This window comes from Halomonas saccharevitans (assembly GCF_900116405.1).
GTDB classification, from domain to species: Bacteria; Pseudomonadota; Gammaproteobacteria; order Pseudomonadales; family Halomonadaceae; genus Halomonas; species Halomonas saccharevitans.
On record NZ_FPAQ01000001.1, the window covers coordinates 141,094 to 167,542 of the forward strand.

26 protein-coding genes are annotated in these 26,449 nt (G+C 68.8%); 21 read left to right on the plus strand and 5 right to left on the minus strand.

Annotation, left to right across the window (positions count from 1 at the left end):
* Nucleotides 1-59 precede the first annotated feature (59 nt).
* Complete coding sequence (locus BM388_RS00660; protein WP_089846141.1) at nucleotides 60-962, minus strand: carbon-nitrogen hydrolase; 903 nt, start codon at nucleotides 960-962, stop codon at nucleotides 60-62.
* Between the two features lie 52 nt (nucleotides 963-1,014).
* Nucleotides 1,015-2,070 (minus strand): agmatine deiminase family protein, encoded by a 1,056-nt coding sequence (locus BM388_RS00665; RefSeq protein ID WP_089846143.1) that lies wholly within the window; start codon nucleotides 2,068-2,070, stop codon nucleotides 1,015-1,017.
* Between the two features lie 144 nt (nucleotides 2,071-2,214).
* Between BM388_RS00665 and BM388_RS00670 the strand changes: the two genes are divergently transcribed.
* Together BM388_RS00670 and BM388_RS00675 are read left to right on the plus strand one after the other, a co-directional pair.
* Entirely contained in the window at nucleotides 2,215-3,456 is a 1,242-nt protein-coding gene (locus tag BM388_RS00670; RefSeq protein WP_089846145.1) for a lipoprotein-releasing ABC transporter permease subunit, read from the plus strand.
* The gene (locus BM388_RS00675; RefSeq protein ID WP_089846147.1) at nucleotides 3,449-4,186 is read left to right on the plus strand and encodes an ABC transporter ATP-binding protein; all 738 of its coding nucleotides are present in this window, start codon (nucleotides 3,449-3,451) and stop codon (nucleotides 4,184-4,186) included. Before BM388_RS00670 ends, BM388_RS00675 begins: the two co-directional genes overlap by 8 nt.
* A 63-nt stretch (nucleotides 4,187-4,249) precedes the next feature.
* Here BM388_RS00675 and BM388_RS00680 read toward each other — a convergent pair whose 3' ends face one another.
* Nucleotides 4,250-4,792, minus strand: a complete 543-nt coding sequence (locus BM388_RS00680) for a DUF2062 domain-containing protein (protein WP_089846148.1) — start codon at nucleotides 4,790-4,792, stop codon at nucleotides 4,250-4,252.
* A 123-nt stretch (nucleotides 4,793-4,915) separates the two neighbouring features.
* On the opposite strand from BM388_RS00680, the gene BM388_RS00685 reads away from it, so the two are divergent.
* From BM388_RS00685 to murB, 9 genes are read left to right on the plus strand one after another with little or no spacing between them, the layout of a single operon-like run.
* The gene (locus BM388_RS00685) at nucleotides 4,916-7,213 is read left to right on the plus strand and encodes a DNA internalization-related competence protein ComEC/Rec2 (RefSeq protein WP_089846150.1); all 2,298 of its coding nucleotides are present in this window, start codon (nucleotides 4,916-4,918) and stop codon (nucleotides 7,211-7,213) included.
* A 38-nt stretch (nucleotides 7,214-7,251) separates the two neighbouring features.
* Nucleotides 7,252-7,965 (plus strand): MotA/TolQ/ExbB proton channel family protein, encoded by a 714-nt coding sequence (locus BM388_RS00690; protein WP_245781418.1) that lies wholly within the window; start codon nucleotides 7,252-7,254, stop codon nucleotides 7,963-7,965.
* Nucleotides 7,962-8,384, plus strand: coding sequence for an ExbD/TolR family protein (locus tag BM388_RS00695; protein ID WP_089846152.1), 423 nt, complete (start codon nucleotides 7,962-7,964; stop codon nucleotides 8,382-8,384). Before BM388_RS00690 ends, BM388_RS00695 begins: the two co-directional genes overlap by 4 nt.
* Nucleotides 8,381-10,126, plus strand: coding sequence for a lipid A export permease/ATP-binding protein MsbA (msbA, locus tag BM388_RS00700; protein WP_390882408.1), 1,746 nt, complete (start codon nucleotides 8,381-8,383; stop codon nucleotides 10,124-10,126). Before BM388_RS00695 ends, msbA begins: the two co-directional genes overlap by 4 nt.
* Nucleotides 10,123-11,160, plus strand: a complete 1,038-nt coding sequence (gene lpxK, locus BM388_RS00705) for a tetraacyldisaccharide 4'-kinase (protein ID WP_089846154.1) — start codon at nucleotides 10,123-10,125, stop codon at nucleotides 11,158-11,160. Before msbA ends, lpxK begins: the two co-directional genes overlap by 4 nt.
* Before the next feature lie 19 nt (nucleotides 11,161-11,179).
* Nucleotides 11,180-11,389: a Trm112 family protein gene (locus tag BM388_RS00710; protein WP_089846156.1), complete on the plus strand. Its 210-nt coding sequence runs from the start codon at nucleotides 11,180-11,182 to the stop codon at nucleotides 11,387-11,389.
* On the plus strand, nucleotides 11,389-12,177 hold the full coding sequence (kdsB, locus tag BM388_RS00715) for a 3-deoxy-manno-octulosonate cytidylyltransferase (protein WP_089846158.1): 789 nt from the start codon (nucleotides 11,389-11,391) through the stop codon (nucleotides 12,175-12,177). The genes BM388_RS00710 and kdsB overlap by 1 nt, the downstream gene beginning before the upstream one ends.
* On the plus strand, nucleotides 12,177-12,653 hold the full coding sequence (locus BM388_RS00720; RefSeq protein WP_089846160.1) for a low molecular weight protein-tyrosine-phosphatase: 477 nt from the start codon (nucleotides 12,177-12,179) through the stop codon (nucleotides 12,651-12,653). The genes kdsB and BM388_RS00720 overlap by 1 nt, the downstream gene beginning before the upstream one ends.
* Nucleotides 12,650-13,663: a UDP-N-acetylmuramate dehydrogenase gene (gene murB / locus BM388_RS00725; RefSeq protein ID WP_089846163.1), complete on the plus strand. Its 1,014-nt coding sequence runs from the start codon at nucleotides 12,650-12,652 to the stop codon at nucleotides 13,661-13,663. The genes BM388_RS00720 and murB overlap by 4 nt, the downstream gene beginning before the upstream one ends.
* 110 nt (nucleotides 13,664-13,773) lie before the next feature.
* Here murB and rne read toward each other — a convergent pair whose 3' ends face one another.
* Nucleotides 13,774-16,854 (minus strand): ribonuclease E, encoded by a 3,081-nt coding sequence (gene rne / locus BM388_RS00730; RefSeq protein ID WP_089846165.1) that lies wholly within the window; start codon nucleotides 16,852-16,854, stop codon nucleotides 13,774-13,776.
* A gap of 564 nt (nucleotides 16,855-17,418) precedes the next feature.
* Here rne and BM388_RS00735 point away from each other — a divergent pair.
* The 3 genes from BM388_RS00735 (at nucleotide 17,419) to sppA (ending at nucleotide 20,192) form a co-directional block, all read left to right on the plus strand.
* A complete protein-coding gene (locus tag BM388_RS00735) occupies nucleotides 17,419-18,366 on the plus strand; it encodes an RluA family pseudouridine synthase (RefSeq protein WP_089846167.1) in 948 nt (315 codons plus the stop codon).
* 11 nt (nucleotides 18,367-18,377) lie between these two features.
* Nucleotides 18,378-19,028 (plus strand): HAD family hydrolase, encoded by a 651-nt coding sequence (locus BM388_RS00740; RefSeq protein ID WP_089846168.1) that lies wholly within the window; start codon nucleotides 18,378-18,380, stop codon nucleotides 19,026-19,028.
* Between the two features lie 66 nt (nucleotides 19,029-19,094).
* A complete protein-coding gene (sppA, locus tag BM388_RS00745; RefSeq protein ID WP_089846170.1) occupies nucleotides 19,095-20,192 on the plus strand; it encodes a signal peptide peptidase SppA in 1,098 nt (365 codons plus the stop codon).
* 93 nt (nucleotides 20,193-20,285) lie between these two features.
* On the opposite strand, the gene BM388_RS00750 is transcribed toward sppA, so the two are convergent.
* The gene (locus BM388_RS00750; RefSeq protein WP_089846172.1) at nucleotides 20,286-20,867 is read right to left on the minus strand and encodes a Maf family protein; all 582 of its coding nucleotides are present in this window, start codon (nucleotides 20,865-20,867) and stop codon (nucleotides 20,286-20,288) included.
* Between the two features lie 129 nt (nucleotides 20,868-20,996).
* Between BM388_RS00750 and BM388_RS00755 the strand changes: the two genes are divergently transcribed.
* The 7 genes from BM388_RS00755 (at nucleotide 20,997) to fabF (ending at nucleotide 26,439) form a co-directional block, all read left to right on the plus strand.
* Nucleotides 20,997-21,524 carry a YceD family protein gene (locus tag BM388_RS00755; protein WP_089846174.1) on the plus strand — a complete coding sequence of 176 codons (528 nt, stop codon included), beginning with the start codon at nucleotides 20,997-20,999 and terminating at the stop codon, nucleotides 21,522-21,524.
* A 32-nt stretch (nucleotides 21,525-21,556) separates the two neighbouring features.
* Complete coding sequence (rpmF, locus tag BM388_RS00760; protein ID WP_089846176.1) at nucleotides 21,557-21,727, plus strand: 50S ribosomal protein L32; 171 nt, start codon at nucleotides 21,557-21,559, stop codon at nucleotides 21,725-21,727.
* Between the two features lie 38 nt (nucleotides 21,728-21,765).
* Entirely contained in the window at nucleotides 21,766-22,887 is a 1,122-nt protein-coding gene (plsX, locus tag BM388_RS00765) for a phosphate acyltransferase PlsX (RefSeq protein ID WP_089846178.1), read from the plus strand.
* Nucleotides 22,888-22,892: 5 nt separating this feature from the next.
* Nucleotides 22,893-23,864, plus strand: coding sequence for an ACP S-malonyltransferase (fabD, locus tag BM388_RS00770; RefSeq protein WP_089846180.1), 972 nt, complete (start codon nucleotides 22,893-22,895; stop codon nucleotides 23,862-23,864).
* A gap of 30 nt (nucleotides 23,865-23,894) precedes the next feature.
* The gene (gene fabG, locus BM388_RS00775; RefSeq protein WP_089846182.1) at nucleotides 23,895-24,638 is read left to right on the plus strand and encodes a 3-oxoacyl-ACP reductase FabG; all 744 of its coding nucleotides are present in this window, start codon (nucleotides 23,895-23,897) and stop codon (nucleotides 24,636-24,638) included.
* 130 nt (nucleotides 24,639-24,768) lie between these two features.
* The gene (gene acpP, locus BM388_RS00780; RefSeq protein WP_008956801.1) at nucleotides 24,769-25,002 is read left to right on the plus strand and encodes an acyl carrier protein; all 234 of its coding nucleotides are present in this window, start codon (nucleotides 24,769-24,771) and stop codon (nucleotides 25,000-25,002) included.
* Between the two features lie 198 nt (nucleotides 25,003-25,200).
* Nucleotides 25,201-26,439 carry a beta-ketoacyl-ACP synthase II gene (gene fabF, locus BM388_RS00785; protein WP_089846184.1) on the plus strand — a complete coding sequence of 413 codons (1,239 nt, stop codon included), beginning with the start codon at nucleotides 25,201-25,203 and terminating at the stop codon, nucleotides 26,437-26,439.
* Nucleotides 26,440-26,449 lie beyond the last annotated feature (10 nt).

A 26,449-nucleotide genomic window follows, 5' to 3' on the forward strand; every position in this document is an offset into this window, starting at 1 on the left:
CGTTGCCTCGGGGTTTGCTTTTGCCTAGCAGCCCCCACACTTTTGGCGGCTTGGCCGCCTCAGTCCCGGTAGCGGCGGACCAGATCTCCGTAGGCGTCGATACGCCGATCCCTGAGGTAGGGCCAGATGCGTCGCACGTCCTCGCTGCGCGCCATGTCCAGCGTCACCAGCATCCGCGCGGCCTCTTCGCCGGCGTGGGCCAGCAGCTCGCCCTGGGGGCCGCAGATGAAGCTGCCGCCCCAGAAATCGATACCCGGCGTGGCCCCGGAGGGATCCGCCTCGTGGCCGACACGGTTGGCGACGACCACCGGCAGGCCGTTGGCCACCCCGTGGCTGCGCTGGATGAGGGTCCAGGCCTCCTTCTGGCGCTGTTTTTCCGGGGTGTCGTCCGGCGGATGCCAGCCGATGGCGGTGGGGTAGAGCAGCAGCTCCGCGCCGGCGAGTGCCATCAGCCGCGCCGCCTCCGGGTACCACTGGTCCCAGCACACCAGCACGCCGAGCCGCCCAAGCGAGGTGTCGATCGGCGTGAAGCCCTGGTCGCGGGCGTCGTCCTGGTCGCCGGGGGTGAAGTAGAACTTCTCATAGAAACCCGGATCGTCGGGGATATGCATCTTGCGATAGTGGCCCACGCGGCCGCGATCGCGATCATAGACCACCGCGGTATTGTGGTAGAGGCCGGGCGCGCGGCGCTCGAACAGCGAGCCCACCAGCACGATGTCGAGCTCTTTCGCCAGCGCCGCCAGCCGAGTGCCGGTCGGCCCGTCGAGGGGCTCGGCCAGGTCGAAGACGTCGGTGTCCTCGGTCTGACAGAAGTAGTGGGTAGCGTGAAGCTCCTGGAGCATCACCAGCTGGGCGCCGGCGCCTGCCAGCTCGCGGATGCCGGCCTCGCTCTCATCGAGGCTTTTGGCCTTGTCGGGCCAGGCGGGCTGCTGGACCAGGCCCACCTTTAGATGACGGGACATGAATAAGTCTCCTCGTAGTTCGGTGTGCGAGGCTACCTCGGCGCCTCGTGCGTCACGCAACTGTCGTGTCCTTGGTGGCCAGGCTGCCGGCGGGCAGCTGCATGGTCAGGCAGTGCAGGCTGCCGTGCTGGCGAATCACGCTCAGGCAGTCGATGGGGATGAGGTCGCGGCCCGGGAAGGCGCCGGCCAGGGCGCTAAGCGCCAGGCTATCGGCGGCGTCGCCGTAGGTCGGGACCAGCACGGCGCCGTTGATGATCAGGAAGTTGGCGTAGGTGGCGGGCAGGCGGTGGCCGTCCACCGGGTCATGGCAGGCGCGCGGCCAGGGCAGGGGCACCAGCCGGTAGGGCTCGCCGTCGGCGCGGCGCAGCGCCTTGAGCTCGGCCTCCATGGCGGCAAGCGCCGGGTAGTGGGAGTCCGTCGGGTCATCGCAGCGCACATAGGCCAGCGTGGCCGGGTCGCAGAAGCGCACCAGGGTGTCGATGTGGCTGTCGGTGTCGTCGCCTTCCAGGTGGCCGTGGGTCAGCCACAATACCCGCGAGACCCCCAGGTCCTGCTTGAGGCGCGCCTCCATGGCCGCCCGATCGAGCTCGGGATTGCGGTTGGGGTTGAGCAGGCAGGCCTCGGTGGTCAGCAGGGTGCCCTCGCCGTCGGTTTCGATGGCGCCGCCCTCCAGCACCAGCTCGCTCGAGGTGACCGGGCAGGCGAAGGCGCCGGCCTCGGCCAGGCGCCGGGTCAGGGTGTTGTCCCGAGCGGCCTCGTACTTGCCGCCCCAGCCGGTGAAGACGTAGTCGAGCAGCCGCGGCGCCTTGCCCTCGGCCACGGCGATCGGGCCGTGGTCGCGCGCCCAGGTGTCGTCGGCGGGGGCGACCATCAGTCGCAGGCGAGCGGGGTCCACGCCCAGGCAGGCGAAGCGCCGAGTCAGGTGGCCACGGGTGGCCGCATCCGGCACGGCGATCAGCACGGCCTGATAGCGGGCGATGGCCACCACCATGGCCTCCAGGGTCGCCTCGATGCGCTCGAGCAGGGGCGCCCAGTCGCTGTCGGCGCCGGGCCAGGTGAGTTGCACGGCATCCTGGGGATGCCATTCGGGGAGCAGGCGATGGGCCATGGGTGCGAGTCTCGTGCGGGTCGTGACGGCGCAATGTAGGCCGCCGCCGTCAATGATGCAATGATCGCGCAAGCGGCCGCCAGCGGCGATGCAGGGGCGGGCAAAAAACCGTACCATGGGCGCCCGCCGACAAGGAACGTTCCCATGATCGACCGTCTCCCCTTCCTGATCGGGTTGCGCTATGTGCGGGCCAAGCGCCGCAACCACTTCATCTCCTTCATCTCCCTCACCTCCATGCTGGGCCTCATGCTGGGGGTCGCGGTGCTCATCCTGGTGCTCTCCGTGATGAACGGCTTTGACCACGAGCTGCGCACCCGCGTGCTCGGCATGGTGCCGCACACCAAGATCGAGTCGCCGGGTGGGCTCACCGGCTGGCAGTCCCTGGCCGAACGCCTCATCGAGCGCGAGCGGGTGATCGGCGCCGCGCCCTACGTGGAGCAGCAGGGCATGTTCTCGGTGGGCGGTCGCAACGAGGGCGCCATGGTCAACGGCATCGAGCCCGCCTGGGAGAGTCGCGTGTCGATCGTCGACGAGAACATGCGTCAGGGCCGGCTCGACGACCTGAAAGCGGGCGAATGGAACGTCGTACTGGGCTCCATCCTCGCCCGCCGCCTGGGCGTGGGGGTGGGCGATCGCGTCACCCTGCTGGTGCCCGAGGCCTCGATCACCCCGGCCGGAGTGTTCCCCCGGCTCAAGCGTTTCACGGTGAGCGGCATCTTCAGCGTCGGCGCCGACCTGGACGCCGCCCTGGCCTATGCCCACATCGAGGACATGCAGACCCTGGCGCGCCTGGGCGATGCCGTGGGGGGGCTGCGCCTGGAGCTCGACGACCTGTTCGTCGCCGGCAGCGAGACCCGCGCCATCATCAACGAGCTCGGCGCCGGCTACCGGGGGCTCGACTGGACCTACTCCCATGGCAATCTCTTCCAGGCGATCCAGATGGAAAAACGCATGATTGCGCTGCTGCTGACGGTGATCATCGCCGTGGCGGCCTTCAACATCGTCTCCACCCTGGTGATGGTGGTCACCGACAAGCGGGCCGATATCGCCATATTGCGCACCATCGGCGCCACGCCGCGCTCGATCATGGGTATCTTCATCGTTCAGGGACTGGCGATCGGGGTGATCGGCATCCTGGTCGGCGTCGCGGTGGGCGTGCTGCTGGCGCTGACCGTGTCGGACCTGATCGGCTGGGTGGAGAGCACCTTCGGCATCCACTTCCTCGATGCCGGCGTCTACTTCATCAGCGAGCTGCCCTCGCGTCTGATCTGGTCCGATGTGCGCAACATCGTCTCCGCGGCCTTCATCCTGACCTTCCTCTCGACCCTCTATCCGGCCTGGCGGGCCGCGCGGGTCCAGCCTGCCGAGGTACTGCGCTATGAGTGATACGGCCACGACGCCACGCCCCGCTGCGGCCAGCCGAGCGGGGCAGGTGATGCTCGAGTGTACGGATCTGACCCGCGTCTATCGCGAGGGGCCGCGGGATCTGACCGTTCTGGACGGCCTGGAGATGCGGGTGCAGGCGGGCGAGCGGGTCGCCGTGGTCGGCAGCTCCGGCTCCGGCAAGACCACGCTCTTGAACCTGCTGGGCGGGCTGGATCAGCCCAGCCGCGGTGAGGTGTGCATCGCCGGCGAATCGCTGCGGGCACTCAACGACGCCGACCTGGGGCGCTTTCGCAACCGCCAGATTGGCTTCGTCTATCAGTTCCATCACCTGCTGGCGGAGTTTACGGCGCTCGAGAATGCGGCGCTGCCGCTGATCGTTCGCGGGCAGCGCAAGCGCCACGCCGAGGAGCGCGCCCGGGAGCTGCTCACGCGTGTCGGCATGGCCGACCGGGCCGATCACAAGCCGGGTGAGCTCTCCGGGGGCGAGCGCCAGCGGGTGGCCATCGCCCGGGCGCTGGTCACCGATCCGAGCCTGATGCTGATGGATGAGCCCACCGGGAACCTTGACCAGACCACCGCGGCGAGCATCCTGTCGCTGATGGACGAGCTGGCGGCAAGCGCGGCCTGCGCCTTCGTGATCGTCACCCACGATCCGGGGCTCGCCGCCCATCAGGATCGCGTCCTCCAGCTCGACGGCGGACGCCTGATCGAGCAGCCCGCTAGCGCCTGAACGCGTCCGGTGGGGCGATGAAGCAGCGGCCGGCGCCTTGGCGCCGGCCGCGTGCGTTGTGCGTCAGGGTTCCTGGGCGGCCTCGTGCGAGCGGCGGCGCCGGCGCGTGCGCTGACGCCAGCTGCGTGACACCTGCCAGCGCCAGATCAGGCGGATCGCCAGGTTGGCCAGGGCGGCGATGACCACCGCCGCGACCAGCGATCCTAGCGCGAGCGCCGGCAGGATCTCCACCAGCTGCTCGGCGATCCACTGAGTGGAGATATGATCAGGCGCCTGGCGCACGGGCGTATCCAGCAGCCAGGCGCCCAGGCGATAGTTGCCGTAGAAGATCAGCGGCATGGTCAGCGGGTTGGTGATCCACACCAGGCCGATCGACAGTGGCAGGTTGCAGCGCGCCAGCCAGGCGCCCAGGGCGGCCACCAGCATCTGGAAGGGGATCGGTAGCAGGGCGCTGAACAGCCCCACGGAGAAGGCGTTAGCCACGCTGCGCCTTGTCAGCACCCACAGCGACGGATTGCCGATCAGGTGGCCGACCACGCGCAGGGAGCGTCGGCGCCTGAGGGCGTCGGGATGAGGCAAGTAGCGCTGCAGGAGTCTGCGCGGCATGAAGACGAGCTCGCGGCGTCGAAACCCGAGCTATTATCCATAGAAGTCGCCTGCCTCGCCATGATGCGTCTCGCTGACACGATGGAGGGCGGGTTGCCATGCCTGCCGTTCAGGGACGACATCATGCTGCTGGGTCTGGCCATTCCCCTGGCGCTCGCCGTGCTGGCTGGCGTGCTGGTGGGTCATCTCGTCATGCCGGGAAGCGCCGAGCTGCTCGCGCTCGCCCTCCTGGCGGCTCTGGCCGGGCGCCGCCCGCGACTCGCGCTGGGACTTCTGGTGACGGCCCTGGTTGCCGTGCAGCTGCTGACGCTGCGCGGCGGCGAGCTCGCCCCGGGCCTGACTCGTCAGGACCTGCGTCTGGAGGGCTCGCTGATCTCGGTGCGCCGCGATGCGGGTCTCGCCCGAGTGGTCCTGTCGGTCGACGCGTGTCGGGCCGCGACGGTCGGACTGCCGGCCTGTGAAGATCTGACGCGGGTGCGTCTTTCCTTCTTCGAGGCCCCCGACCTGGAGGCAGGCGAGCGATGGGGGCTGACGGTGCGCCTGCGCCCGCCATCCGGTTTCGCCAACCCCGACACCTTCGACTACGGTGCCTGGCTGCGGCGGGAGGGCATCCAGGCCAGCGGCTACGTGCGTCGCGACCCGCCACCGGTAAGGATCGCCGAAGCCGGTGTCTCGCTGCGCCGGCAGGCCCTCGACCACCTCGATGCCCAGGCGCTACCGGATCGCCAGGCGCGGTGGCTGGCGGCGCTGACCCTGGGGGCCAGCGAACGCCTCGAGCGCGCCGACTGGGACCTGCTCAATGCCAGCGGCACCACCCACCTGGTGGTGATCTCCGGCCTGCATGTCGGGCTGGTGGCGACCTTTGCCCTGTGGCTCGCGCGGGGCGCGGCGCGGCTGATGACGCCCGGGGCCTGGCGCCTGGCGGTGTGGCCCTGGTGGCTGGCCGCCGCCTCGGCGGTGGGCTACGCCGTGCTCGCCGGCCTTGAGCCGCCCGCGCTGCGCGCCATGATCATGACCCTGGTGGGGCTCTGGGTGGCCAGCGGACGACACGCGCCCGGCCCCTGGCAGGCCTGGTGGCTGGCGCTGGCTCTGGTGCTGTCGGTCGATCCGCTATCGGCCTGGCGGCCCGGTCTCTGGCTGTCGTTTTCCGCCGTGGCGCTGCTGATCCTGATCTGGCAGGGGAGAGCCCGTCCGCGAGGGTTGTCCGGCTGGCTGTGGGCCCTGGTGCGCACTCAGCTGCTGCTGGCGCCGGTGATGGCCGCCGCCGTGCTGCTGGCCTTCGATCGACTGGCGCCGACGGCACCGCTGATCAACCTGGTCGCCGTGCCGCTGGTCAGCACGCTGCTGGTGCCCCTCGGGCTGCTCGGCTGGCTCACCGCCTGGCTGCCCCCGCTCTCGATGCTCTGCTGGGATCTCTTCGGCCTGCTGGTGGATGCCCTGGCCACGCTGCTCGAGTGGGCGGTCGCCCGGCTGCCGCTGTGGCGGCCGGACCCGGCGCGGGTGGTGCCGTTTGGCCTGGCGCTGGGGCTGGCCGGCCTGCTCTGGGCGCTGCCGGGCCTCGCGATGCGCCTGCGCCTGGCGGCCACGGCGGCGCTGATGCTGGTACCGCTGGGGCTTGCCTCTGCACCGCCGATGCTCGCCGACGGGCAGCTGCAGGTCCGGATTCATGACGTGGGCCAGGGCCAGCTGATCGAGCTGCGTACTGCCGGCTATCGGGCCCTCTATGATACCGGTCCGCGCTTCGCCTCGGGCTTCATGCCGCTGGCCGCGCTGTGGCCGCCGGGCCAGCGCTTCGACGATGTCATCGTCAGCCACGCCGACCAGGACCATGCCGGCGGCCTGCCGGCACTGCTCGACGCGCATCGAGTGCGGCGCATCCTGGCGCCTCCCGGCGAAGACGTGGGTCGGCCGGCCAGGCCCTGCACGGCGGGGCGACGCTGGCGGCATGACGGGGTCAGTTTTCGCATCCTGTGGCCGCCTCGGGAGACCGCTGGGCTCTCCGCCAACGATCGCTCCTGCGTGCTGCTGATCAGCGTCGGTGACCAGCGGCTGCTGATCACCGGGGATGTCGGCCGCGAAGCCGAACGGCGCTTTCTCGACGAGGTGGCGCCGGGAATCACGCTGCTGGTGGCGGGCCACCACGGCAGCGCCACTAGCTCCGGGCTGCAGCTGGTGCGACGCCTGGCGCCGCGCCACGTGATCTTCAGCGCGGCGCGCCACAACGCCTTCGGCCATCCGGCGGATCGCGTCGTGCGTCGCTTTCGCGAGGTGGGCAGCTGTCTGTGGAACACCGCCCAGGACGGCGCCGTGACCCTGTGGCTCGGCGACGGGGCGCAATCGCGGCTCATCACCGCGCGGCCGGCCGCCTGGCGGCGCGGCGGTGTCGAAGGCGGCTGCCTTGCGTTAGAATCGCCCCACTGATGCCGGCCCATGGGCCGGTCATACCCGGGGAGAACGCCATGGACATGATGGATGCCCTGATCGCCGGCGGCTGGTTGATGGTGCCGCTGCTGGGCTGCTCGCTGCTGGCCTCGGTGATCATCATCGAGCGCCTGTGGACCCTGCGCGCGCGCCGCATCGCCCCGGCCGGACTGGGTCAGGAGGTCTGCCACTTGATGGCGCGCGGTCAGATCAACCTCTACTGGCTGGAGGCACACTCGCCCTTGGGCGGGGTACTCGCCGCCGGGCTGCGCAACGCCCGACTCGGCCATGAGCAGGTGCGCGCCCGGCTGCAGGAGGCCGCCACCGCGGTGATCCACGACATGGAGCGCTTCCTGAGTCCGCTGGGCACTATCGCTGCCATCACGCCGCTGATCGGCCTGCTGGGCACCGTGGTGGGCATGATCGAGGTGTTCGCGGTGATCGTCAGCGGCGACGGGGCGAGTCGCACCGCCGATCTCGCCGGCGGCATTTCCCGCGCGTTGGTGACCACCGCGGCGGGCCTGACCGTGGCGATTCCCGCGCTGATGTTTCACCGTTACTTCCAGCGTCGGGTCGAGGACATCACCGTGCGCATGGAGGAGCAGGCCGGCCAGGTGGTCGAGTACCTCGCTCACTATCCCGGCGAGCTGGTGCTGGCCGAACGCCGTGCCGACGAGGTGCAGTCTGCCTCGCGCGGCAACGAGCAGCGAGAGGCGGATGGCCGCACTGCGCCCGGGGTGAAATCGTTGTGAGGTTCTCCCGGCGGCGACGCGACCCGGTGGAGGTCAACCTCACGCCGCTGATCGACGTGGTCTTCCTGCTGCTGATCTTCTTCATGGTCTCGACCACCTTCGAGACTCGTCAGGCGTTGGAACTCGAACTGCCCGAGAGCGCGAGCGGCCAGCCCATGGAGGCCGGCCCGGTGACCCTGGTGGTCACCGCCTCTGGTGAGTATCGCCTGGATGATCGAACGTATTCCGCCGGGACGCTCAGTGATGCCCTGGCGGCACAGGCCGAACAGGCCCGCGAACATGGCCTCGTGGTGGAGGCCGACGGGCGGGCCGCCCATGCCGACGTGGTGCGCGTGCTGGACCGGGCCGCCGGTCTCGAGATCCGGCACGTTCGCATCGCCACCGAGGCCGTTGCAAAACCTCAAGCGGAGACACCGTGATCGAACATTCCGGCTGGAACCTCTACAAGCGCCTGCTGGGCTATGTGAAGCCCTACTGGCGCGCCTTTGCCCTGGCGATCCTGGGCTACGTGATCTATGCCGCCTCGAGCACGGCGCTTGCCGAGATGATGAAGCGACTGATCGACGGCATCCAGAACCCGGACGCGGCCTTCCGGCTGTTCCTGCCGCTGTTCGTGGTGGGCATGTTCGCGGCGCGCGGCCTCGGCACCTTCCTCGGTACCTATTTCATGAGCAGCGTGGCCCGCAACCTGGTGCATGCGCTGCGCTGTGACGTCTTCAACCACATGCTGCATCTTCCCGGGCGCTTCTTCGATGCTCACTCTACGGGGCACCTGATTTCCCGGGTGACCTACCACGTCGAGCAGGTCACCGGGGCCGCCACCAAGGCGGTCACCATCCTGCTGCGCGAGGGCCTCTTCGTGATTGGCCTGGTGGTCTATTTGCTGTGGACCAACTGGATGCTGACCCTGCTGTTTCTGGCCGTGACGCCGCTGATCGGCGGCGTGGTCAGCTACGCCAGCAAGCGCTTCCGGCGTATCTCGCGGCGCATCCAACGCTCCATGGGCGACGTCACCCACGTCGCCTCCGAGGCGCTCTCGGGCTATCGGGTGGTGCGCACCCACGGCGCCGAGACCTTCGAGAAGGCGCGCTTCGAGAGGGCCAGCGAGGTCAATCGTCGCCAGAGCATGAAGGAGGCGCTGACCAAGGCCACCAGCACTCCGGTGATCCAGCTGCTGGTGGCGCTGTCGCTGGCGCTGCTGGTGTGGCTCGCGATGTCGCCGGCGCTGCTCGATGAGATGACGCCGGGCGAATTCGTCGCCTTCATCACCGCCGCGGCCCTGATGGCCAAGCCGGTGCGACAGCTTACCGAGATCAACAGCGAGATCCAGAAGGGCATCGCCGCCGCCGGCGAACTGTTCGGGCTGCTCGAGGAGCCCCCCGAGCCCGACACCGGGACCCATGAGCCCGGTCGCCTCGAGGGGCGAGTCCGCTTCGAAGGGGTGCGCTTCGCCTACGGTGACGACCAGCCCGAGGTCCTCAAGGGCATCGACCTGGAGGTGGCACCCGGCGAGATGGTCGCCATCGTCGGCCGCTCCGGCAGCGGCAAGTCGACCCTCGTCGGCCTGCTGCCTCGCTTCTATCGCCCCACCGCGGGACGGCTGTTGATCGACGGGGTGGAACAGGGCGAGTACCGCCTGGCCCCGCTGCGCCGCCAGATCGCCCTGGTTTCCCAGCAGGTCACGCTGTTCAACGCGAGCATCGCCGACAACATCGCCTATGGCGTGTCGGGGGCTGACCCCGCCGCCATCGAGGCCGCTGCCCGGGCCGCCCATGCCCACGAATTCATCGAGCGCATGCCGCACGGCTACGACAGCGTGGTGGGGGAGAACGGCGTGATGCTCTCCGGCGGCCAGCGCCAGCGCCTGGCCATCGCCCGGGCGATCTTCAAGGATGCCCCGCTGCTGGTGCTCGACGAGGCGACCTCGGCGCTGGATACCGAATCGGAACGCCACATCCAGGCGGCCCTGGAGGAGGTGTGCCAGGGCCGGACCACCTTCGTCATCGCCCACCGCCTCTCGACCATCGAGCGGGCCGACCGCATCCTGGTCATGGAGCAGGGCGAGATCATCGAGCAGGGCTCTCACGACGAGCTGCTAGCTCGCGACGGCGCCTACGCCGCGCTGCATCGGCTGCAGTTCCAGGAGCCCGGGCCGGCATGACCGGCCTCGGCGAGCGCTGGCTGACGGCGGCCTACCGCGGCGACGCCTGGCTTGCCGCCCTGCGACCGCTGGAGGCGCTCTATCGCCTGGCCGTGCGCCGTCGTGCCGCGGCCTACGCGTCGGGCCGCAAGGCGGTGTGGCAGGCCCCGGTGCCGGTGATCGTGGTCGGCAACGTCACCCTGGGCGGCACCGGCAAGTCGCCGCTGGTCGCCTGGCTGGCCCGCCACCTGGCCGAGCAGGGCTGGTCTCCGGGCATCCTCTCCCGGGGCTATGGCGGTCGCAGCGAGCACTACCCGCTGCTGCTGGACGCCTCGACCCCGGTCACCGCCTGCGGCGACGAGCCGCGCATGCTGGCCGACCAGACCGGCCTGCCGGTGGTCGTGGACCCGGACCGGCCGCGCGGAGCGAGGCGCCTGCTCGAGGCCGGCTGCGATATCCTGCTCGGCGACGACGGCCTGCAGCACCTGGCGCTGGGCCGCGACCTGGAGCTGGTGGTGGTCGACGGGCGGCGCGGCCTGGGCAACGGCCGCTGCCTGCCGGCGGGCCCTCTGCGCGAGCCACTTTCGCGGCTCGACCGCGTGGATGCGCTAGTGATCAACGGCACGCCGGCCTTCACGCCGCCGCCCGGCGCCCACGCCATGGCCCTGGAGCCCGCCGCCTGGCGCCGCCTCGGCGATGGCCAGCGCCGTCCGCTCTCGCCCTTGCCCTTCGAGGGGGCGGTGCACGCCATCGCCGGTATCGGCCATCCGCCACGCTTCTTCGCGACCCTGGCGGACCAGGGCGTCGAGGCGATCCCGCATGCCTTCGCGGATCACCACCACTACACGGCCGACGATCTGGTCTTCGGCGACGATCGACCGCTGGTGATGACTGCCAAGGACGCGGTGAAGTGTCGGGGCCTGGCGCCCGACGAGAGCTGGGTCCTGGAGGTAGAGGCGCAACCCGATGCCGCCTTCCGCGCCTGGCTGGCGCAACGGCTGGACGCCCTGTCATCATCTTACCCGACGCCGGGCGAGGCCCGGGCGACGAACTGAATCACCACGAGGGGGAGTCATGGACAAGGAACTTCTGGCAATGCTGGTCTGCCCGCTGTGCAAGGGCAAGCTGAAGTACAACCGCGAGGCTCTCGAGCTCGAGTGTCGTTTCGATAGCCTCGCCTATCCGATCCGCGACGGCATCCCGGTGATGCTGCCCGAGGAGGCGCGCGCCATGAGCGTCGATGAGACGCTGCACGACTCTCCGGGACGCACGGGGGAGGAGTGATGGGCGACGCCGACTCCTTCATCGCGGTGATTCCCGCACGGCATGCCTCCTCACGCCTGCCCGGCAAGCCGCTGGCCGACATCGCCGGCGAGCCCATGGTGGCGCACGTCTGGCGGCGCGCCGGCGAGAGTCGCGCCGGGCGGGTGGTGGTGGCCACTGACGATGAGCGCATCCGCGAGGCTCTCGTGCCGCTGGGCGCCGAGGTGGTGATGACGCGTGACGATCATCCCTCCGGTACCGACCGCCTGGCGGAAGTGGCCGAACGCCTTGGGCTGGCCGACGACGCCGTGCTGGTCAACGTGCAGGGCGACGAGCCGCTGATTCCGCCGCTGCTGATCGACCAGGTCGCGGCCCGGCTGTTCGACGATCCCGAGGCGTCCATCGCCACCCTGGCCGAGCCGATCAGCGACGTCGAGACACTCTTCAACCCCAATGCGGTCAAGGTGGTGCGCTCGCTCTCCGGGCGTGCCCTCTACTTCTCCAGGGCACCCATCCCCTGGGATCGCGAGGCCTTCGCTCGGCGCCCTGAGCTGCTCGAGACCGATGCCTGGCTGCGCCACATCGGCCTGTACGCCTATCGGGTGGGCTTTCTCGCCGACTATCGCGACTGGCCCCCGTCACCGCTGGAACGACTCGAGCAGCTCGAGCAGCTGCGCGCCCTGCACCACGGCCATGCCATTCAGGTCGCCCTGGCCCAGGTGCCTCATCCGGCCGGCGTCGATACCGAAGCGGACCTCGCGCGGGTGCGCGAGCTGCTCGCGGGCCATGACCCTTCGGGAGGCGCCTGATGCGTGTGCTCTTCGTCTGCCTAGGTAACATCTGCCGTTCGCCGACCGCCGAAGGGGTCTTCCGCGCCCATCTCGAGCAGGCCGGCCTGGCGTCGAGGGTCGAGGTCGATTCCTGCGGCATCGGGCCCTGGCACGTGGGCAAGGCACCGGATGCCCGTGCACGGGAAGCCGCCATGCAACGCGGGATCGACCTGTCCGATCTCAGGGCGCGACAGCTCGCCGTCGAGGACTTCGAGCGTTTCGACTACGTTCTCGCCATGGACCACGACAACCTCGCCGCCATCGAGGCGCAGCGCCCCGCGTCCAGCGAGGCGGTGGTCGCGCTGTTTCTCGCCTTCGCCGGCTGGCCCGAGCGCGCCGTGCCCGACCCCTACTTTGGCGATGAGGACGGTTTCGAGGCGGTGCTGGACCTGGTCGAGGCGGCCTCCCGGGGGCTGCTGGTCGATATCGCCTCGCGCCTGGAGGCCTCGCCTTGAGCCTGGCGCTCCACACCGATCACGCCCTGACCGATGCCAACACGCTCGGGCTGCCCTGCGTCGCCGAGCATCATGCGGCGCCGGCGACCCTGGCCGAGTTGCGCGAGGCGCTGGCCCTGGCGCAGCGGCACGACTGGCCGCTGACGGTGCTCGGCGGCGGCAGCAACCTCATCCTGCCCGAGCGACTCGAGGGGCTGGTGATCCAGCCGGCCATGGGGCAGTGGTGGCTGGAAGAGCAGGGCGACTCAGTGCTGGTGCATGCCGAGGCGGCGGTGGCGTGGCACGCGCTGGTGATGGCCCTGGCGCAGCGTGAGCTGTGGGGCGCCGAGAACCTGGCGCTGATTCCCGGCCACTGCGGGGCGGCGCCGATCCAGAACATCGGCGCCTACGGAGTCGAGCTGAGTGATCTTCTCGAGTCGGTGCATCTGGTGCATCTCGACGACGGCCGCGAGGCGGTGCTGTCGGCCGCCGACTGCGCCTTCGGCTATCGAGACAGCGTCTTCAAGGGCGCGCTGGAGGGCCGGGTGGTGATCACGCGGCTGGTACTTCGCGTGTCGCGGACGCCGCGTCCACGGCTTGGCTATGGCGACCTGGCGAGCCGGCTAGATGCCGAGCCGACGGCGCTGGCGGTGGCCCAGGCGGTCTGCGCGATCCGGGGCGAGAAGCTTCCCGACCCGGCGACGCTCTGCAATGCCGGCAGCTTCTTCAAGAACCCGTTGGTCGATGGCGAGCGCGTCCGCCGACTGCTGGCCGAGCATCCCGCCATGCCGAACTTTCCCCAGCCCGATGGTCGCGTCAAGCTGGCGGCCGGCTGGCTGATCGATCGCTGCGGGCTGAAGGGGTGGCGCAGGGGCCATTTCGGCGTACATGACCGCCAGGCCCTGGTACTGGTGCACTTCGGGGGTGGCAGTGCCGACGAGCTGCTCGGCTTCGCCGGCGAAGTAGCTGCCCGGGTGCGGGAGCGCTTCGGCGTCAGCCTCGAACGTGAGCCTCGGTGGGCTGGAGTCTAGGGCCATAGACATGGGGCGGGAGATTCGCTCCACATCGAGCTGACCGTGACCCTAAACGACAACGCCCGCAGCCATGGCTGCGGGCGTTGTCGTTGGGGGCAGGGCAGGGATCAGCCCTGCTTGCCCTCCTGAGCCTTGGCCTCCTGCTCGCGGCGGCGGATCTCGCGCGGATCGTTGTGCGCGCGACGTCCCCGACGACGAGAGGCCTTGGCGTCGGCCTGAGGCTCGTCTTTCACCTCGGCAGGCTTGGATTCACCCGGCTGCTCGACCTTCTCCTCGACCTTGGTCTCTGTCGGCTTCGGCTCGGGCTTCGCTTCGGTCTTGGGCTCGGCTTTCGGCTCAGCCTTGGACTCGGTGGGCTTAGGTTCGGGCTTGGCTTCGGCCTTCTCGTCAGCCTTGTCCTCGGCCTTAGGCTCAGTCTTGGCTTCGGCAGCTTTCGGCTCGGCGGGCTTTGACGCGTCCGGCTGTTCGCCCTTGGTCTCGACCTTCTCGTCGGTCTTGTCCTTGGCTTTCGGCTCGGGCTTGGCCTCGGCTTTCGGCTCGGGCTTGGCTTCGGCCTTATCGTCAGCCTTGGCCTTCGGCTCAGTCCTGGCTTCGGCGGCTTTCGGCTCGGCGGGCTTTGACGCGTCCGGCTGTTCGCCCTTGGCCTCGACCGTTTCGTCGGACTTGGCTTCGATCGGCTTAGGCTCGGGCTTGGAGTCGGCCTTGGGCTCGACCTTCTCGCCTGTCTTGGCCTCGGTCGGCTGCTGCTCGGCCTTGGCCGGTGCATCGCCCTTGGCCTCTGTCGCTACCGGTTCGGCCTTGGGCGCCTCGGCGGCCTCGGCCTGCAGGCGCTGCTGCTCGGCTTCTGCCTTGGGATTGATGGCGTGCTTGCGGGTGCGGCTTCGCGGGTTGTTGCGGGACCGCTTCGGCTTGCCATCATCGACCGGCTCGCTGGCCGCCGGCGTCTCGGCGCGTTTCTCGCTCGGCTTGTCGGCTACCTTCTCGGCCGGCTTGTCGCTCGGCTTCTGGCGGCGTGCGTCATCGCGGGGCTTCTCCTCGCGGCTCTTGTCGTCGCGCGGCTTGTCATCGCGGGGCTTGTCGTCACGGCCCTTGGGCGCTTCCTGCTGGCGCGGTGCCTGGCGGTTGTCGTCCTGGCGTCCACGTCCACGGCCGCCACGGTTGCCGCGTCCCTCGTTGGCGGTGGACTTGCCCTCATCGCGCCCGCCCTCCTGGCGAGCGGTGCCGCGACGATCGTCATTGCGCTGCCGGCGCTGGCGGCCGCCGCGGCTGCCGCGATCGTCGTCACGCGCGGCGGGCTTGCGCGCCGTCTGGTCGCTGGCGGTCGATGACTCGCTGCGGCGAGCGGCGGGTTTCTTCTCCTGCTCGGTGGGCGCTTCGTCGCCGCCGAGCAGCTTGGCCAGTCCCTTGACCAGGCGTCCCAGGACGCCGCCCTCGGGCTCGGCGGCCGGCCGCGCGCTCGGCGCCTTGGCCGCCGGTGCCTTGGCGCTGGAGGCCTTGGGCGCGCTGGGCTTGCTGGCGGCCGGGGCCTTGGCGGCGGGTGCCGGTGCCTCGGCCTCCTCCTTCTGCAGGGAGGCGGGGGCCGGCTCGTGGTGGATCACCGTCTTGACCGCGGCCTCGGCGCGCTGTATCGGCTTGCCGAAGGCGGCCTCAGGCTCCTTGCCCACTTCGCTCTCGGTGGAGAGCTCATGGCTGGAGAGGTTGGCGGTGCCTTCCTCGTCCACGTGGTCGTCGCGCAGGCGCTGCACGTCGTAGTGGGGCGTATCCATGTCGGGATTGGGCAGCATCACCACCCGCACGTCTTGGCGACGCTCGATCTCGGCCAGGACGCTGCGCTTCTCGTTGAGCAGGTAGGTGGCCACCGGCACCGGCAGGATCGCGCGGATCTGGGCGCTGCGCTCTTTCATGGCCTCTTCCTCGATCAGACGCATGATCGAGAGCGAGATGGAGCGCACGTCACGGATGGTGCCCTGGCCGTCGCAGCGCGGGCAGACCACGCCGCTGGTTTCGCCGAGCGACGGGCGAAGGCGCTGGCGAGACATCTCCATCAGGCCGAAGCGCGAGATGCGGCCGATCTGCACTCGCGCGCGGTCGAGCTTCAGCGCGTCGCGCATGCGGTTCTCGACCTCACGCTGGTTGCGTGCCGGGCTCATGTCGATGAAGTCGATCACCACCAGGCCGCCGATGTCGCGCAGGCGCAGCTGGCGGGCGATCTCGTCGGCCGCCTCGCTGTTGGTCTGCAGGGCGGTCTCTTCGATGTCGCTGCCCCGGGTGGCGCGCGCCGAGTTGATGTCGATGGAGACCAGCGCCTCGGTGTGGTCGATGACGATGGAGCCGCCGGACGGCAGCTTGACCTCGCGCTCGTAGGCGGTCTCGATCTGCGACTCGATCTGGAAGCGCGAGAAGAGCGGGACCTCGTCGACGTAGAGCTTGATCTTCTGCTGGTAGGAGGGCATCACCTGGCGGATGAAGGCCAGCGCCTCCTGGTGGACCTCTTCGCTGTCGATCAGTACCTCGCCGATGTCCTGGCGCAGGTAGTCGCGCATGGCGCGGATGATGACGTTGGACTCGCGGTAGATCAGGAAGGGGGCCGCGCGCTTGCCGGCCTCCTCGGTGATCGATTCCCACACCTGGATGAGATAGTCGAGGTCCCACTGCAGCTCCTCGGGGGAGCGACCAATGCCGGCGGTGCGCACGATCATGCCCATCTTGTCGGGCACGGTCAGCTGGCCCATGGCCTCCTTGAGCTGGCTGCGCTCCTCGCCCTCGATGCGCCGCGAGATGCCGCCGGCCCGCGGGTTGTTGGGCATCAGCACCAGGAAGCGGCCGGCCAGGCTGATAAAGGTGGTCAGCGCTGCGCCCTTGTTGCCACGCTCCTCCTTGTCGACCTGGACGATGACTTCCTGACCTTCCTTGAGCACTTCCTTGATGCTGGGGCGCCCGGAGGGCTCCTTCAGGAAGTAGTCGCGGGAGACCTCCTTGAGGGGCAGGAAGCCGTGGCGGTCGGCACCGAAGTCGACGAAGGCGGCTTCGAGGGAGGGTTCGACGCGGGTGATCTTGCCGCGGTAGATATTGGCTTTCTTCTGTTCCCGGGCACCGGATTCGATGTCCAGATCGTAGAGGCGTTGTCCATCGACCAGCGCGACGCGCAGCTCTTCCGGCTGGGTCGCATTGATGAGCATCCGTTTCATGTCGTCTCACAAATATGGACGTGCCGGATGGTGGTCAACGACGGAGGCGAACCGCTGGCTGCAGCGTGCCTGTGCTCAGCGCATGTCGCGGATGCGGTATAGCGCCCGGCCGCCCCGGAGCATCCTTGCACGATGGATCCGACGCGGCATGATCATGTTGAGTACGGGGCGGTGGCAGGACATGTCACGGTGGGACATCGCCCATCCGGTTCTGCGGTCACCGCCAACACCTGGCATTCATCGATTCGCCAACGCCGGCCTCCGGCACGTTGTTGTACGTATCCCGTGGTCTCCGGTCATGCCTCAGCGGGCGCGATCGGAGCCGGGCGTGGCGTAGTATCGTTTGCTTGTCGGCGGCGGGACCTCGGATTGGCGAGGATCTTCGCGGCCCGATCTTTTCGCCTCGGCCTGCGTGTCTGTCGTGCAGGCGCTCTAGCGGGTCGTCACGACCCATTGAGGCGAGTCGGCAATATACCAGTAACGGGGGTGGCCAGCAATTGGCGCAGGATGGTGCACACTGCGTTAGAATGCGCCTTTCGAGCGGTTTTTCAGTGGAGTGGCGGCATGGCCGAAGGGCGCGACGTGCAGTGGGTGGAAGTGACCGAGGGTCAGGTCGGCCAGCGGGTCGACAACTTCCTGTTGACGCGCATGAAGGGGGCGCCGCGAGCGCTGATCTATCGCATCGTGCGCAAGGGCGAGGTGCGGGTGAACAAGAAGCGGGTCAAGGCGGATACGCGCTTGGCGCTGGGCGACCTGGTGCGCATCCCGCCGCTGCGTCTCGCGCCACGCGAGGCGGTGCGCGAGGTCAGCGACAACCTGCGTAACCTGCTGGCCGGCAGCGTGCTGGTGGAAGGGCGCGATTGGCTGGTGATCAACAAGCCCTCGGGGCTGGCCGTGCACGGCGGCAGCGGGGTCAAGATCGGCCTGATCGAGGCGCTGCGCCAGGTGCGCGAGGATCTCGACTTCCTGGAGCTGGTGCACCGCCTGGATCGTGATACCTCCGGCTGCCTGCTGCTGGCCAAGTCACGTCCGGCGCTGCTGGCGCTCAACGAGTCGCTCAAGCAGCACCGCATGGACAAGCAGTACCTGGCCCTGGTGGCGGGTCGCTGGCCGGCGCGTCGCGACTTCGTCAGCGCCAGGCTCGACCGCTTCGAGCTCGGCAATGGCGAGCGGCGGGTGCGGGTCGACTCGGCCGGCAAGGTGGCCCGCACCCGCTTCGCGGTGCGCGAGACCTTCGATCGAGTCACGCTGATCGAGGCCGAGCCGGTCACCGGACGGACGCACCAGATTCGCGTACATGCCGCCCATGCCGGGCATCCGCTGCTCGGCGACGACAAGTACGGCAGCCGCGAGAGCCAGCGCCTGGCGTCGGGTCTCGGCATCTCGCGGCTCTTCCTGCATGCCGCCTCGCTGACCTTTCCCGAACCCACCAGCGGTCGCCCCGTGCAGATCAAGGCACCGCTGCCCGACGAGCTTGAGGCGGCGCTCTCCCGAGCGCGCCAATCTCGCTGACAGGAGATCTCATGCGTTATCGACTGGCCATCTTCGACTGGGATGGCACTCTGATGGACTCCATCGCCCGTATCGTCTCCTGCATGCAGGCGGCCTCCCGGGATGCAGGCCTGGGTGAGCTCGAGGCGGGCGCGGTGCGCAACATCATCGGTCTCGGCCTGCCCGAGGCCATCGCCACGCTCTGCCCCGGGATCGATGCCGAGCGGGCCGAGCGGCTCAGGGCCCGCTACGCCTACCATTTCGTCGAGGGAGACGTCACGCCGATGCGCTTCTATCCGGGCGTCGAGGCGGGACTCGCCCGGCTGCGCGGACGGGAGGGGCAGCAGCTGGCCGTGGCTACCGGCAAGAGCCGACGCGGCCTGGATCGCATCTTCCGCGAGAGCGGCAGCGGCGGCTGGTTTCACGGCAGTCGCACCGCCGACGAGACCCTCTCCAAGCCGCATCCGCGCATGCTCGAGGAGCTCCTCGTCGAGCTCGGCGTCGATGTCGACGAGGCGGTGATGATCGGTGACACGGAATACGACCTGGAGATGGCCAGGGCGCTGGGCATGGATCGCATCGCGGTGACCTGGGGCGTGCATGCCCCGGACCGGCTGGCCGTCAGTCGCCCGGTGCTCACCGCCGAGACGGTGCCTGAACTCTTCGACTGGCTTCACGGCTAGCTCTTTCATTTTCAGGTCCGCCACGACCCGCCCGACAACGATCAGCCCACCAGGGGAAGGATTACCATGAGCGACGACGACAAGCGGGATGACCGCTGGACGACGGGCCCTGAGCTGACGCCCGAGCAGGCGCGCCAGGCGCGTGAGGGCTCGCCGGCCGATGCCGCGGTGGCCGATGTCGAGCCGTCCGGCGACGAGGATGCCGAGACGCTGCGCGAACGCCAGCGCCTGGCTCAGCTGGCGATGATGGATCGCTGGATCGACGGTGTGCTGGTCGAGCAGCGCCGCTCGCGGCGCTGGAAGCTGTTTTTCCGCTTCTTCTTCGCGCTGCTGATCCTGGCCTCGCTCGCCACCACCTTCTATGGGCTCTTCGTGGCGCCGGGGGCAGCGGCACCTGCCGGGCGACACCTGGGCGTCGTCGAGGTCAAGGGCGTGATCGACAGCGAGTCGCCGGCCAGTGCCCAGCGCGTCATCGAGGGGCTCGAGCGAGCCTGGAGGGCCGAGCAGGCCGAGGCGGTGGTGCTGCATGTCAACAGTCCCGGCGGCAGTCCGGTGCAGTCCCAGCGCATCTTCGATGCGGTGATGCGGCTGCGCGAGGAGGGCAACAAGCCGATCGTCGCGGTGGTCGAGGACATCGGCGCCAGCGGCGCCTACTATGTGGCGGCCGCGGCCGACGAGATTGTCGCCGCTCCGGCGAGCCTGGTGGGCTCGATCGGGGTGATCCATGCCGGCTTCGGCTTCGAGGAGGCCATCGAGCGTCTCGGGGTCGAGCGTCGTGTCTTCACCGCCGGGGAGAACAAGGCCTTCCTCGATCCCTTCTCCACCGTCGCCGAGGCGCAGCGTGACTTCTGGCAGGAGGTGCTGGCGACGACTCACCAGCAGTTCATCGACGACGTTCGCGCCGGGCGCGGCGACCGCCTGGCCGATGACGAGCGGCTGTTCAGCGGGCTGATCTGGACGGGTGAGCAGGCCCAGGCGCTCGGCCTGGTGGATGAGCTGGGGAGCCTGGATACCCTGGCGCGCCGCTTCGAGGGTGCGCGGCTGCAGGACTACACGCCGCGCCTGGATCCGTTCGAGCGGATCTCCCGGCAGTTCGGCCGAGTCGCCGCCGAGTGGGTGGGGCTCCCGCAGGCCGAGACGCCGGTGCGCTACCAGCTGCCGTAAGCGACGCTCGATGCCCCGCGCCGTCGGGGAGGGGCTCTTCTCAGGCGCGGGGTGCTTTTGCCGATCGCGGGAGCTTCTGTCGGTCGCTGGGTGTCAGTCCAGCGGGTCGAGCCCTGCCTCGCGAAGCATCGCACAGAGTCGGATCAGCGGCAGGCCGATCAGGGTGTTGGGGTCTTCGCCCTCGAGGCGTTCGAACAGCGTGATGCCCAGGCCCTCCATGCGAAAGCTGCCGGCACTGTCCAGCGGCTGCTCCCGGGCGACGTAAGTCGCGATCTCCCGCTCGTCGAGTCGACGAAACACCACGTCATACGTCTCGTGACAGACGCTATGCCGGCCGCGCCCGGTATCGATCAGCGCCAGGCCGGTGACAAAGCGCACTCGTTGGCCGGAGAAGCGCGCCAGCTGGGCGCGTGCCGTGGTCTCGTCACCGGGCTTGCCGAGGATCTCGCCCTCGAACAGCGCCACCTGGTCGGAGCCGATGATCAGGTGGTCAGGGTGGCTCGCCGCTAACCGCTCGGCCTTGGCCAGCGCCAGGCGATGCACCAGCGCTTCGGGCGTTTCGCCCGGACGCGGCGTCTCGTCGATATCGGGGCTCTCCCAGGCATAGGGGAGGGCAAGGCGGTCGAGCAGCTGGCGGCGCCAGCGAGAGCCGGAGGCAAGGACCAGGCGGGGCATGAAGGCTTCCTCTGCGGTGGGGCGAATGGGCGAGACGCATGATGACGACTCAGGCGTCGCGCAGCCATTCTAACCCGGGGTGATGGCGGCTTTGACAGGGGGGAGGGGAGTGCCTATCATTGCGCGCCTATGTTGACCTCAAGACTCCCCGGCAGGGTCGAGCCCTACAAGCTCGCGGCCCGTGCCGAACACCTGGAAGGCCTGGTGGCACTCGCCGAGCTGGCCCGACTCGAAGACGAAGTCGGCGCCCAGGCCGGTGATGGTCAGGTGTGGCTGGATTTTGCCATCGACTCCCAAGGTCGCCGGGAGATTCGCGGCCACTTGGAAGCCGAGTTGCAGATCCCGTGCCGCCGCTGTCTCCAGCCCATGGCGCAGCGCGTCGAGAGCGATTTCCGGCTGGGGATGGTCACCAGCGACGCCCTGGCCGCGGAGCTGCCGAGCACCCATGAACCGGTGCTGGTGGAAAACGAACAGCTGAACCTGATGGCGGTGGTCGAGGATGAGATCATCCTCAGCCTGCCCCAGGTGGTTTACCACGACGAGGCCGAGTGCCCGGTCTCGCGCGACCAGCTGACCAGCGGGGAGGCGACCGACGCGTCGGCCGACGCCCCGGCGAACCCTTTCGATGTGCTGCGGCAGATCAAGGGCAAACTCTGATACACCCTCGTTTCACTCTGGAGTGATAACCCATGGCAGTTCAACAGAACCGCAAGACCCGTTCCAAGCGCGGCATGCGCCGTAGCCACGACGCCCTGACCTCCGCGGCCCTGTCCCAGGACAAGGAAACCGGCACCACCCACCTGCGTCACCACGTGGCGCCGGACGGCTTCTACCGCGGTCGCAAGGTCGTCGAGGTTTAAGACGACGGCGACGCGAGCGGTAGTGGCTGGCCGTTGACGTGCGGATCGCCATCGACGCGATGGGCGGGGACCTCGGTCCCCGCCCGGTCGTAATGGGGTCTGCTCAGGCGGTCAGCGACGACCCGAATCTCGAGCTCCAGCTGTTTGGCCCTGCCGAGCGGCTTAATGACGAGATCGCCCGCCTGCCGCGGCAGCTTGCCGCGGCGGCGGTGCGTCTGCGGGTCAGCGATGCGCCCGGCGTGGTTCGTCAGGCGCAGCGTCCCAGCGAGGCGCTGCGTCACGGTGCCGGCACCAGCATGGCTCTCATGCTCGACAGCATCGCCAGTGGTGAGGCCGCGGCCGGAGTCAGCGCCGGCAATACCGGCGCCCTGATGGCCCTTTCGCGGCGTGCCTTGGGCACGGTGGCGGGTATCCCCAGGCCGGCGATCAGCACCGCCATTCCGACCCGTGATCGGCGGCGCTGCTATCTGCTCGATCTGGGGGCCAATGTCGAGGCGAGCGCCGCACGCCTGGTGGACTTCGCCCTGATGGGCGAGGTCATGGCGCGCCACGTGGACGGCCTCGCCGCCCCGAGGGTAGCGCTGCTCAACGTCGGCGTCGAGGGCACCAAGGGTACCGCAAGCGTGCGCGAGGCGGATGCCTGGCTGCGTCAGCATCCCGGCATCACCTACCTCGGCTATGTCGAGGGTGACGGGGTCTTCAGCGGTGCCGCCGACGTGGTGGTCTGCGATGGCTTCGTCGGCAATGCGGTGCTCAAGGCCAGCGAAGGCCTGGCGCGCTTGCTGGTGGAGCGGGTGCAGGCGACCTTCGAGGCCCGCTGGAGCAGTCGGCTGGTGGGGCTGCTGGCCCGGCCGGCACTGCGACGCCTAAGGGGTGAGCTCGACCCCGTCCGCTACAATGGGGCCAGCCTGCTGGGGCTCGCCGGGATCGTGATCAAGAGTCATGGCGGCGCCGATGCCACGGGCTTTCGCTTCGCGATCCAGCGCGCCGCCAACGAAGTCAGTCGCGACTTGCCGAGTCGGCTGGCCGCTGAACTGCATCATCGACGGTCCGCTGTCGATTCGGCCGCCGTCGGTCGAGTCGAGAGCGGATCCGGTCCCGAGGGGCCGATCCTGCCGGGTGCAACCGGCATCGACGACAGTCAACAAGCGCAAAGGTGATCGACATGACACAATCCCTTGCCCTCATCTTTCCCGGGCAGGGCTCGCAGCAGATCGGCATGCTGCGCGAGCTGGCGGAGCGCTACAGCGTGGTGCGCACCACCTTCGAGGAGGCCTCCGACGCCCTGGGATACGACCTCTGGCAAGTGGTTCAGGAAGGCCCGGCCGAGGCGCTCAACGCCACGGCCTGCACCCAGCCGGCGCTGCTCACGGCCAGCGTCTCGATCTGGCGCGTCTGGCAGGAGCTCGAGGGGCCGAGGCCCGGTGCCATGGCCGGCCACAGCCTGGGCGAGTACAGCGCCCTGGTGTGTGCCGGTGCCCTGACCTTCGCCGAAGGCGTGCGGCTCGTGAAGCTGCGCGGCGAGGCGATGCAGGCGGCCGTGCCGGTGGGCGAGGGTGCCATGGCGGCGATCCTCGGCCTGGATGACGGTGCCGTCGAGCAGGCTTGCGCCCGCGCCGCGGACGGCGACGTCGTTGCTGCGGTCAACTACAATGCCCCCGGTCAGGTGGTCATCGCCGGCAGCAAGGCGGCGGTCGAGCGCGCCATCGTGGCCTGCCAGGAGGCCGGGGCGAAGCGTGCCATGCCGCTGCCCGTGTCGGTACCCTCCCACTGTGACCTGATGCGTCCGGCCGCCGAGCGGCTGGCCGCGGCCATGGAGGAGATTGAGCTGCGCTCGCCGCGCTACACGGTCTATCAGAACGTGGATGCCCAGGCGCATGCCGACGTGGAGACCCTGCGCACCCGGCTGATCGAGCAGCTCTATCAGCCGGTACGCTGGACCTCATGCGTCGAGGCCATGACCGGTCAGGGCGCCGAGGTGCTCATCGAGTGCGGGCCCGGCAAGGTACTCACCGGCCTCAACAAGCGCATTGCAAAGGGCAGCAAGGGGCTGGCGGTCAATGATCCGGACAGCCTCACCGCGGCCCTCGAGCTGGCCAGGGAAGCCGCCGGCCAGTCGCCGTCGGCCAATGGCTGATTCATCTTCAGGACGTAGACGGAAGAGACCATGACAACCGAGCGTAGAGTCGCCCTGATCACCGGGGCCAGTCGCGGCATCGGCCGCGCCACCGCCCATGAGCTGGGGCGCCAGGGTCGCATCGTGATCGGCACCGCCACCAGCGATGCCGGCGCCGAACGGATCGACGCCGATCTCGCCGCGGCGGGCATCGAGGGGGGCGGCCGCAAGCTGGACGTCACCGACCAGGCCAGCGTCGACGCCCTGATCAAGGCGATCACCGAGGAGTTCGGGGCGCCCACCATCCTGGTCAACAACGCCGGCATTACCCGCGATAACCTGCTGATGCGCATGAAGGAGGACGAGTGGGATTCGGTGATCGACACCAATCTCAAGTCCGTCTATCGCGTCAGCAAGGCGTGCCTGCGCGGCATGACTCGGGCGCGTTTCGGGCGCATCGTCTCGATCAGCTCGGTGGTGGCCACCATGGGCAACCTGGGGCAGACCAACTATGCTGCCGCCAAGGCCGGCATGGAGGGCTTCACTCGAGCGCTGGCCCGTGAGGTCGCCTCGCGCGCCATCACCGTCAATGCGGTGGCGCCGGGCTTCATTGCCACCGACATGACCGAGGCGCTGCCCGAAGAGCAGCACAAGATGCTGCTCGGCCAGATTCCCCTTTCTCGGCTCGGTGATCCCGAGGAGATCGCGGCGGCGGTGGGCTTCCTGACCGGCGAGACGTCGGGCTACATCACCGGCGAAACCCTGCATGTCAACGGTGGCATGAACATGCGTTGAAGCCTTCAGGGGGAGGCGGTTGCGCCGACCCCGGGGCGTCTATAAACTACGCCGCAGCTTCCGGCTAGCGGATCTGGATCTTTAACGGCTGGTTTCCGAACGGCCAATGTGAACGACTGGAGTAGTCATAATGAGCACCATCGAAGAGCGCGTTAAGAAGGTTGTGGCTGAGCGTCTGAACGTCAAGGAAGAAGACATCCAGAACTCCTCTTCCTTCACCGAAGACCTCGGCGCGGATTCCCTGGACACCGTCGAGCTGGTGATGGCGCTCGAAGAAGAATTCGATACCGAGATTCCCGACGAGGAAGCCGAGAAGATCACCACCGTTCAGGAAGCCATCGACTACGTTAACGCCCACCAGTAAGGTGGCGGTCGATACCGCTTTTTGAAGCGTCCGGGGCCGTGCCCCGAGGAGAGCCGTCCTGCCGTGGCAGGACGGCTCTCGTGCTATGCGCGTAGGGAACTTGCCGATCCCGCACAGGTCGGGGAGACTCGGGTATAATGCGCGCAATGACGATCCCGCGATGGGGTCGTGTCACCAAGGTTGTCTGGAGGAAAGCTGATGGCTCGTAGAAGGGTTGTGGTGACCGGGCTCGGTCTGGTCACGCCGGTGGGAAATACCGTCAAGGAGAGCTGGGCCAATATCCTGGCCGGCAAGAGCGGTGTCGCCCCCATCGAACACTTCGATGTCAGCGCCTTCAATACGCGCTTCGGCGGTTCGGTGAAGGACTTCGACATCAGTCCTTATCTCAATCCCAAGGACGCCCGCAAGATGGACCTGTTCATCCAGTACGGCATGGCGGCGGGCGGCCAGGCGATCGCCGATGCGGGGATCGAGTGCACCGAAGAGAACGCCGATCGTATCGGCGTGGCCATCGGCTCGGGGATCGGCGGCCTGCCGATGATCGAGAACAACCACAACGCCCTCAACAAGGGCGGGGCGCGCCGGATCTCGCCGTTCTTCGTGCCGGGCTCGATCATCAACATGATTTCCGGCAACCTGGCGATCCAGCATGGCTTCCGCGGCCCCAATATCGCCATTACCACCGCCTGCACGACCGGTACGCACAACATCGGCTACAGCGCGCGCACCATCGCCTATGGCGACGCCGACGTGATGGTCTGTGGCGGCGCCGAGATGGCGACCACCCCGCTGGGCCTCGGCGGCTTCTCGGCGGCCCGCGCGCTGTCCACCCGCAACGACGATCCCGAGGCGGCGAGCCGCCCCTGGGATCGGGATCGCGACGGCTTCGTGCTCTCCGATGGCGCCGGGGTGATCGTGCTCGAGGAGTACGAGCAGGCGAAGGCCCGTGGAGCGACCATCTACGCCGAGCTCACCGGTTTCGGCATGAGTGACGACGCCTATCACATGACGGCGCCGCCGGAAGATGGCCGCGGCGCGGCTCGTTCGATGAGCAACGCCATCCAGGATGCCGGCATCGACCCTGCCGCCGTCGACTACATCAACGCTCACGGTACTTCGACCGCGGCCGGAGATCTGGCCGAGAGTCGCGCCGTCGAGTCCGTGATGGGCGAGGCCGCCCGGTCGGTGGCGGTCAGCTCCACCAAGTCGATGATCGGTCACCTGCTGGGCGCGGCCGGCGCCGTGGAGGCGGTGTTCAGCATCCTGGCGATCCGCGACCAGGTGGCGCCGCCGACCATCAATCTGGACAATCCCCAGGAAGGCTGCAATCTCGACTACGTACCGCACACCGCGCGCGAGATGAAGATTGACGTCAGCCTGTCCAATTCCTTCGGCTTCGGTGGCACCAACGGCACGCTGCTCTTCAGCAAGGTCTGAGCCGCGGCCC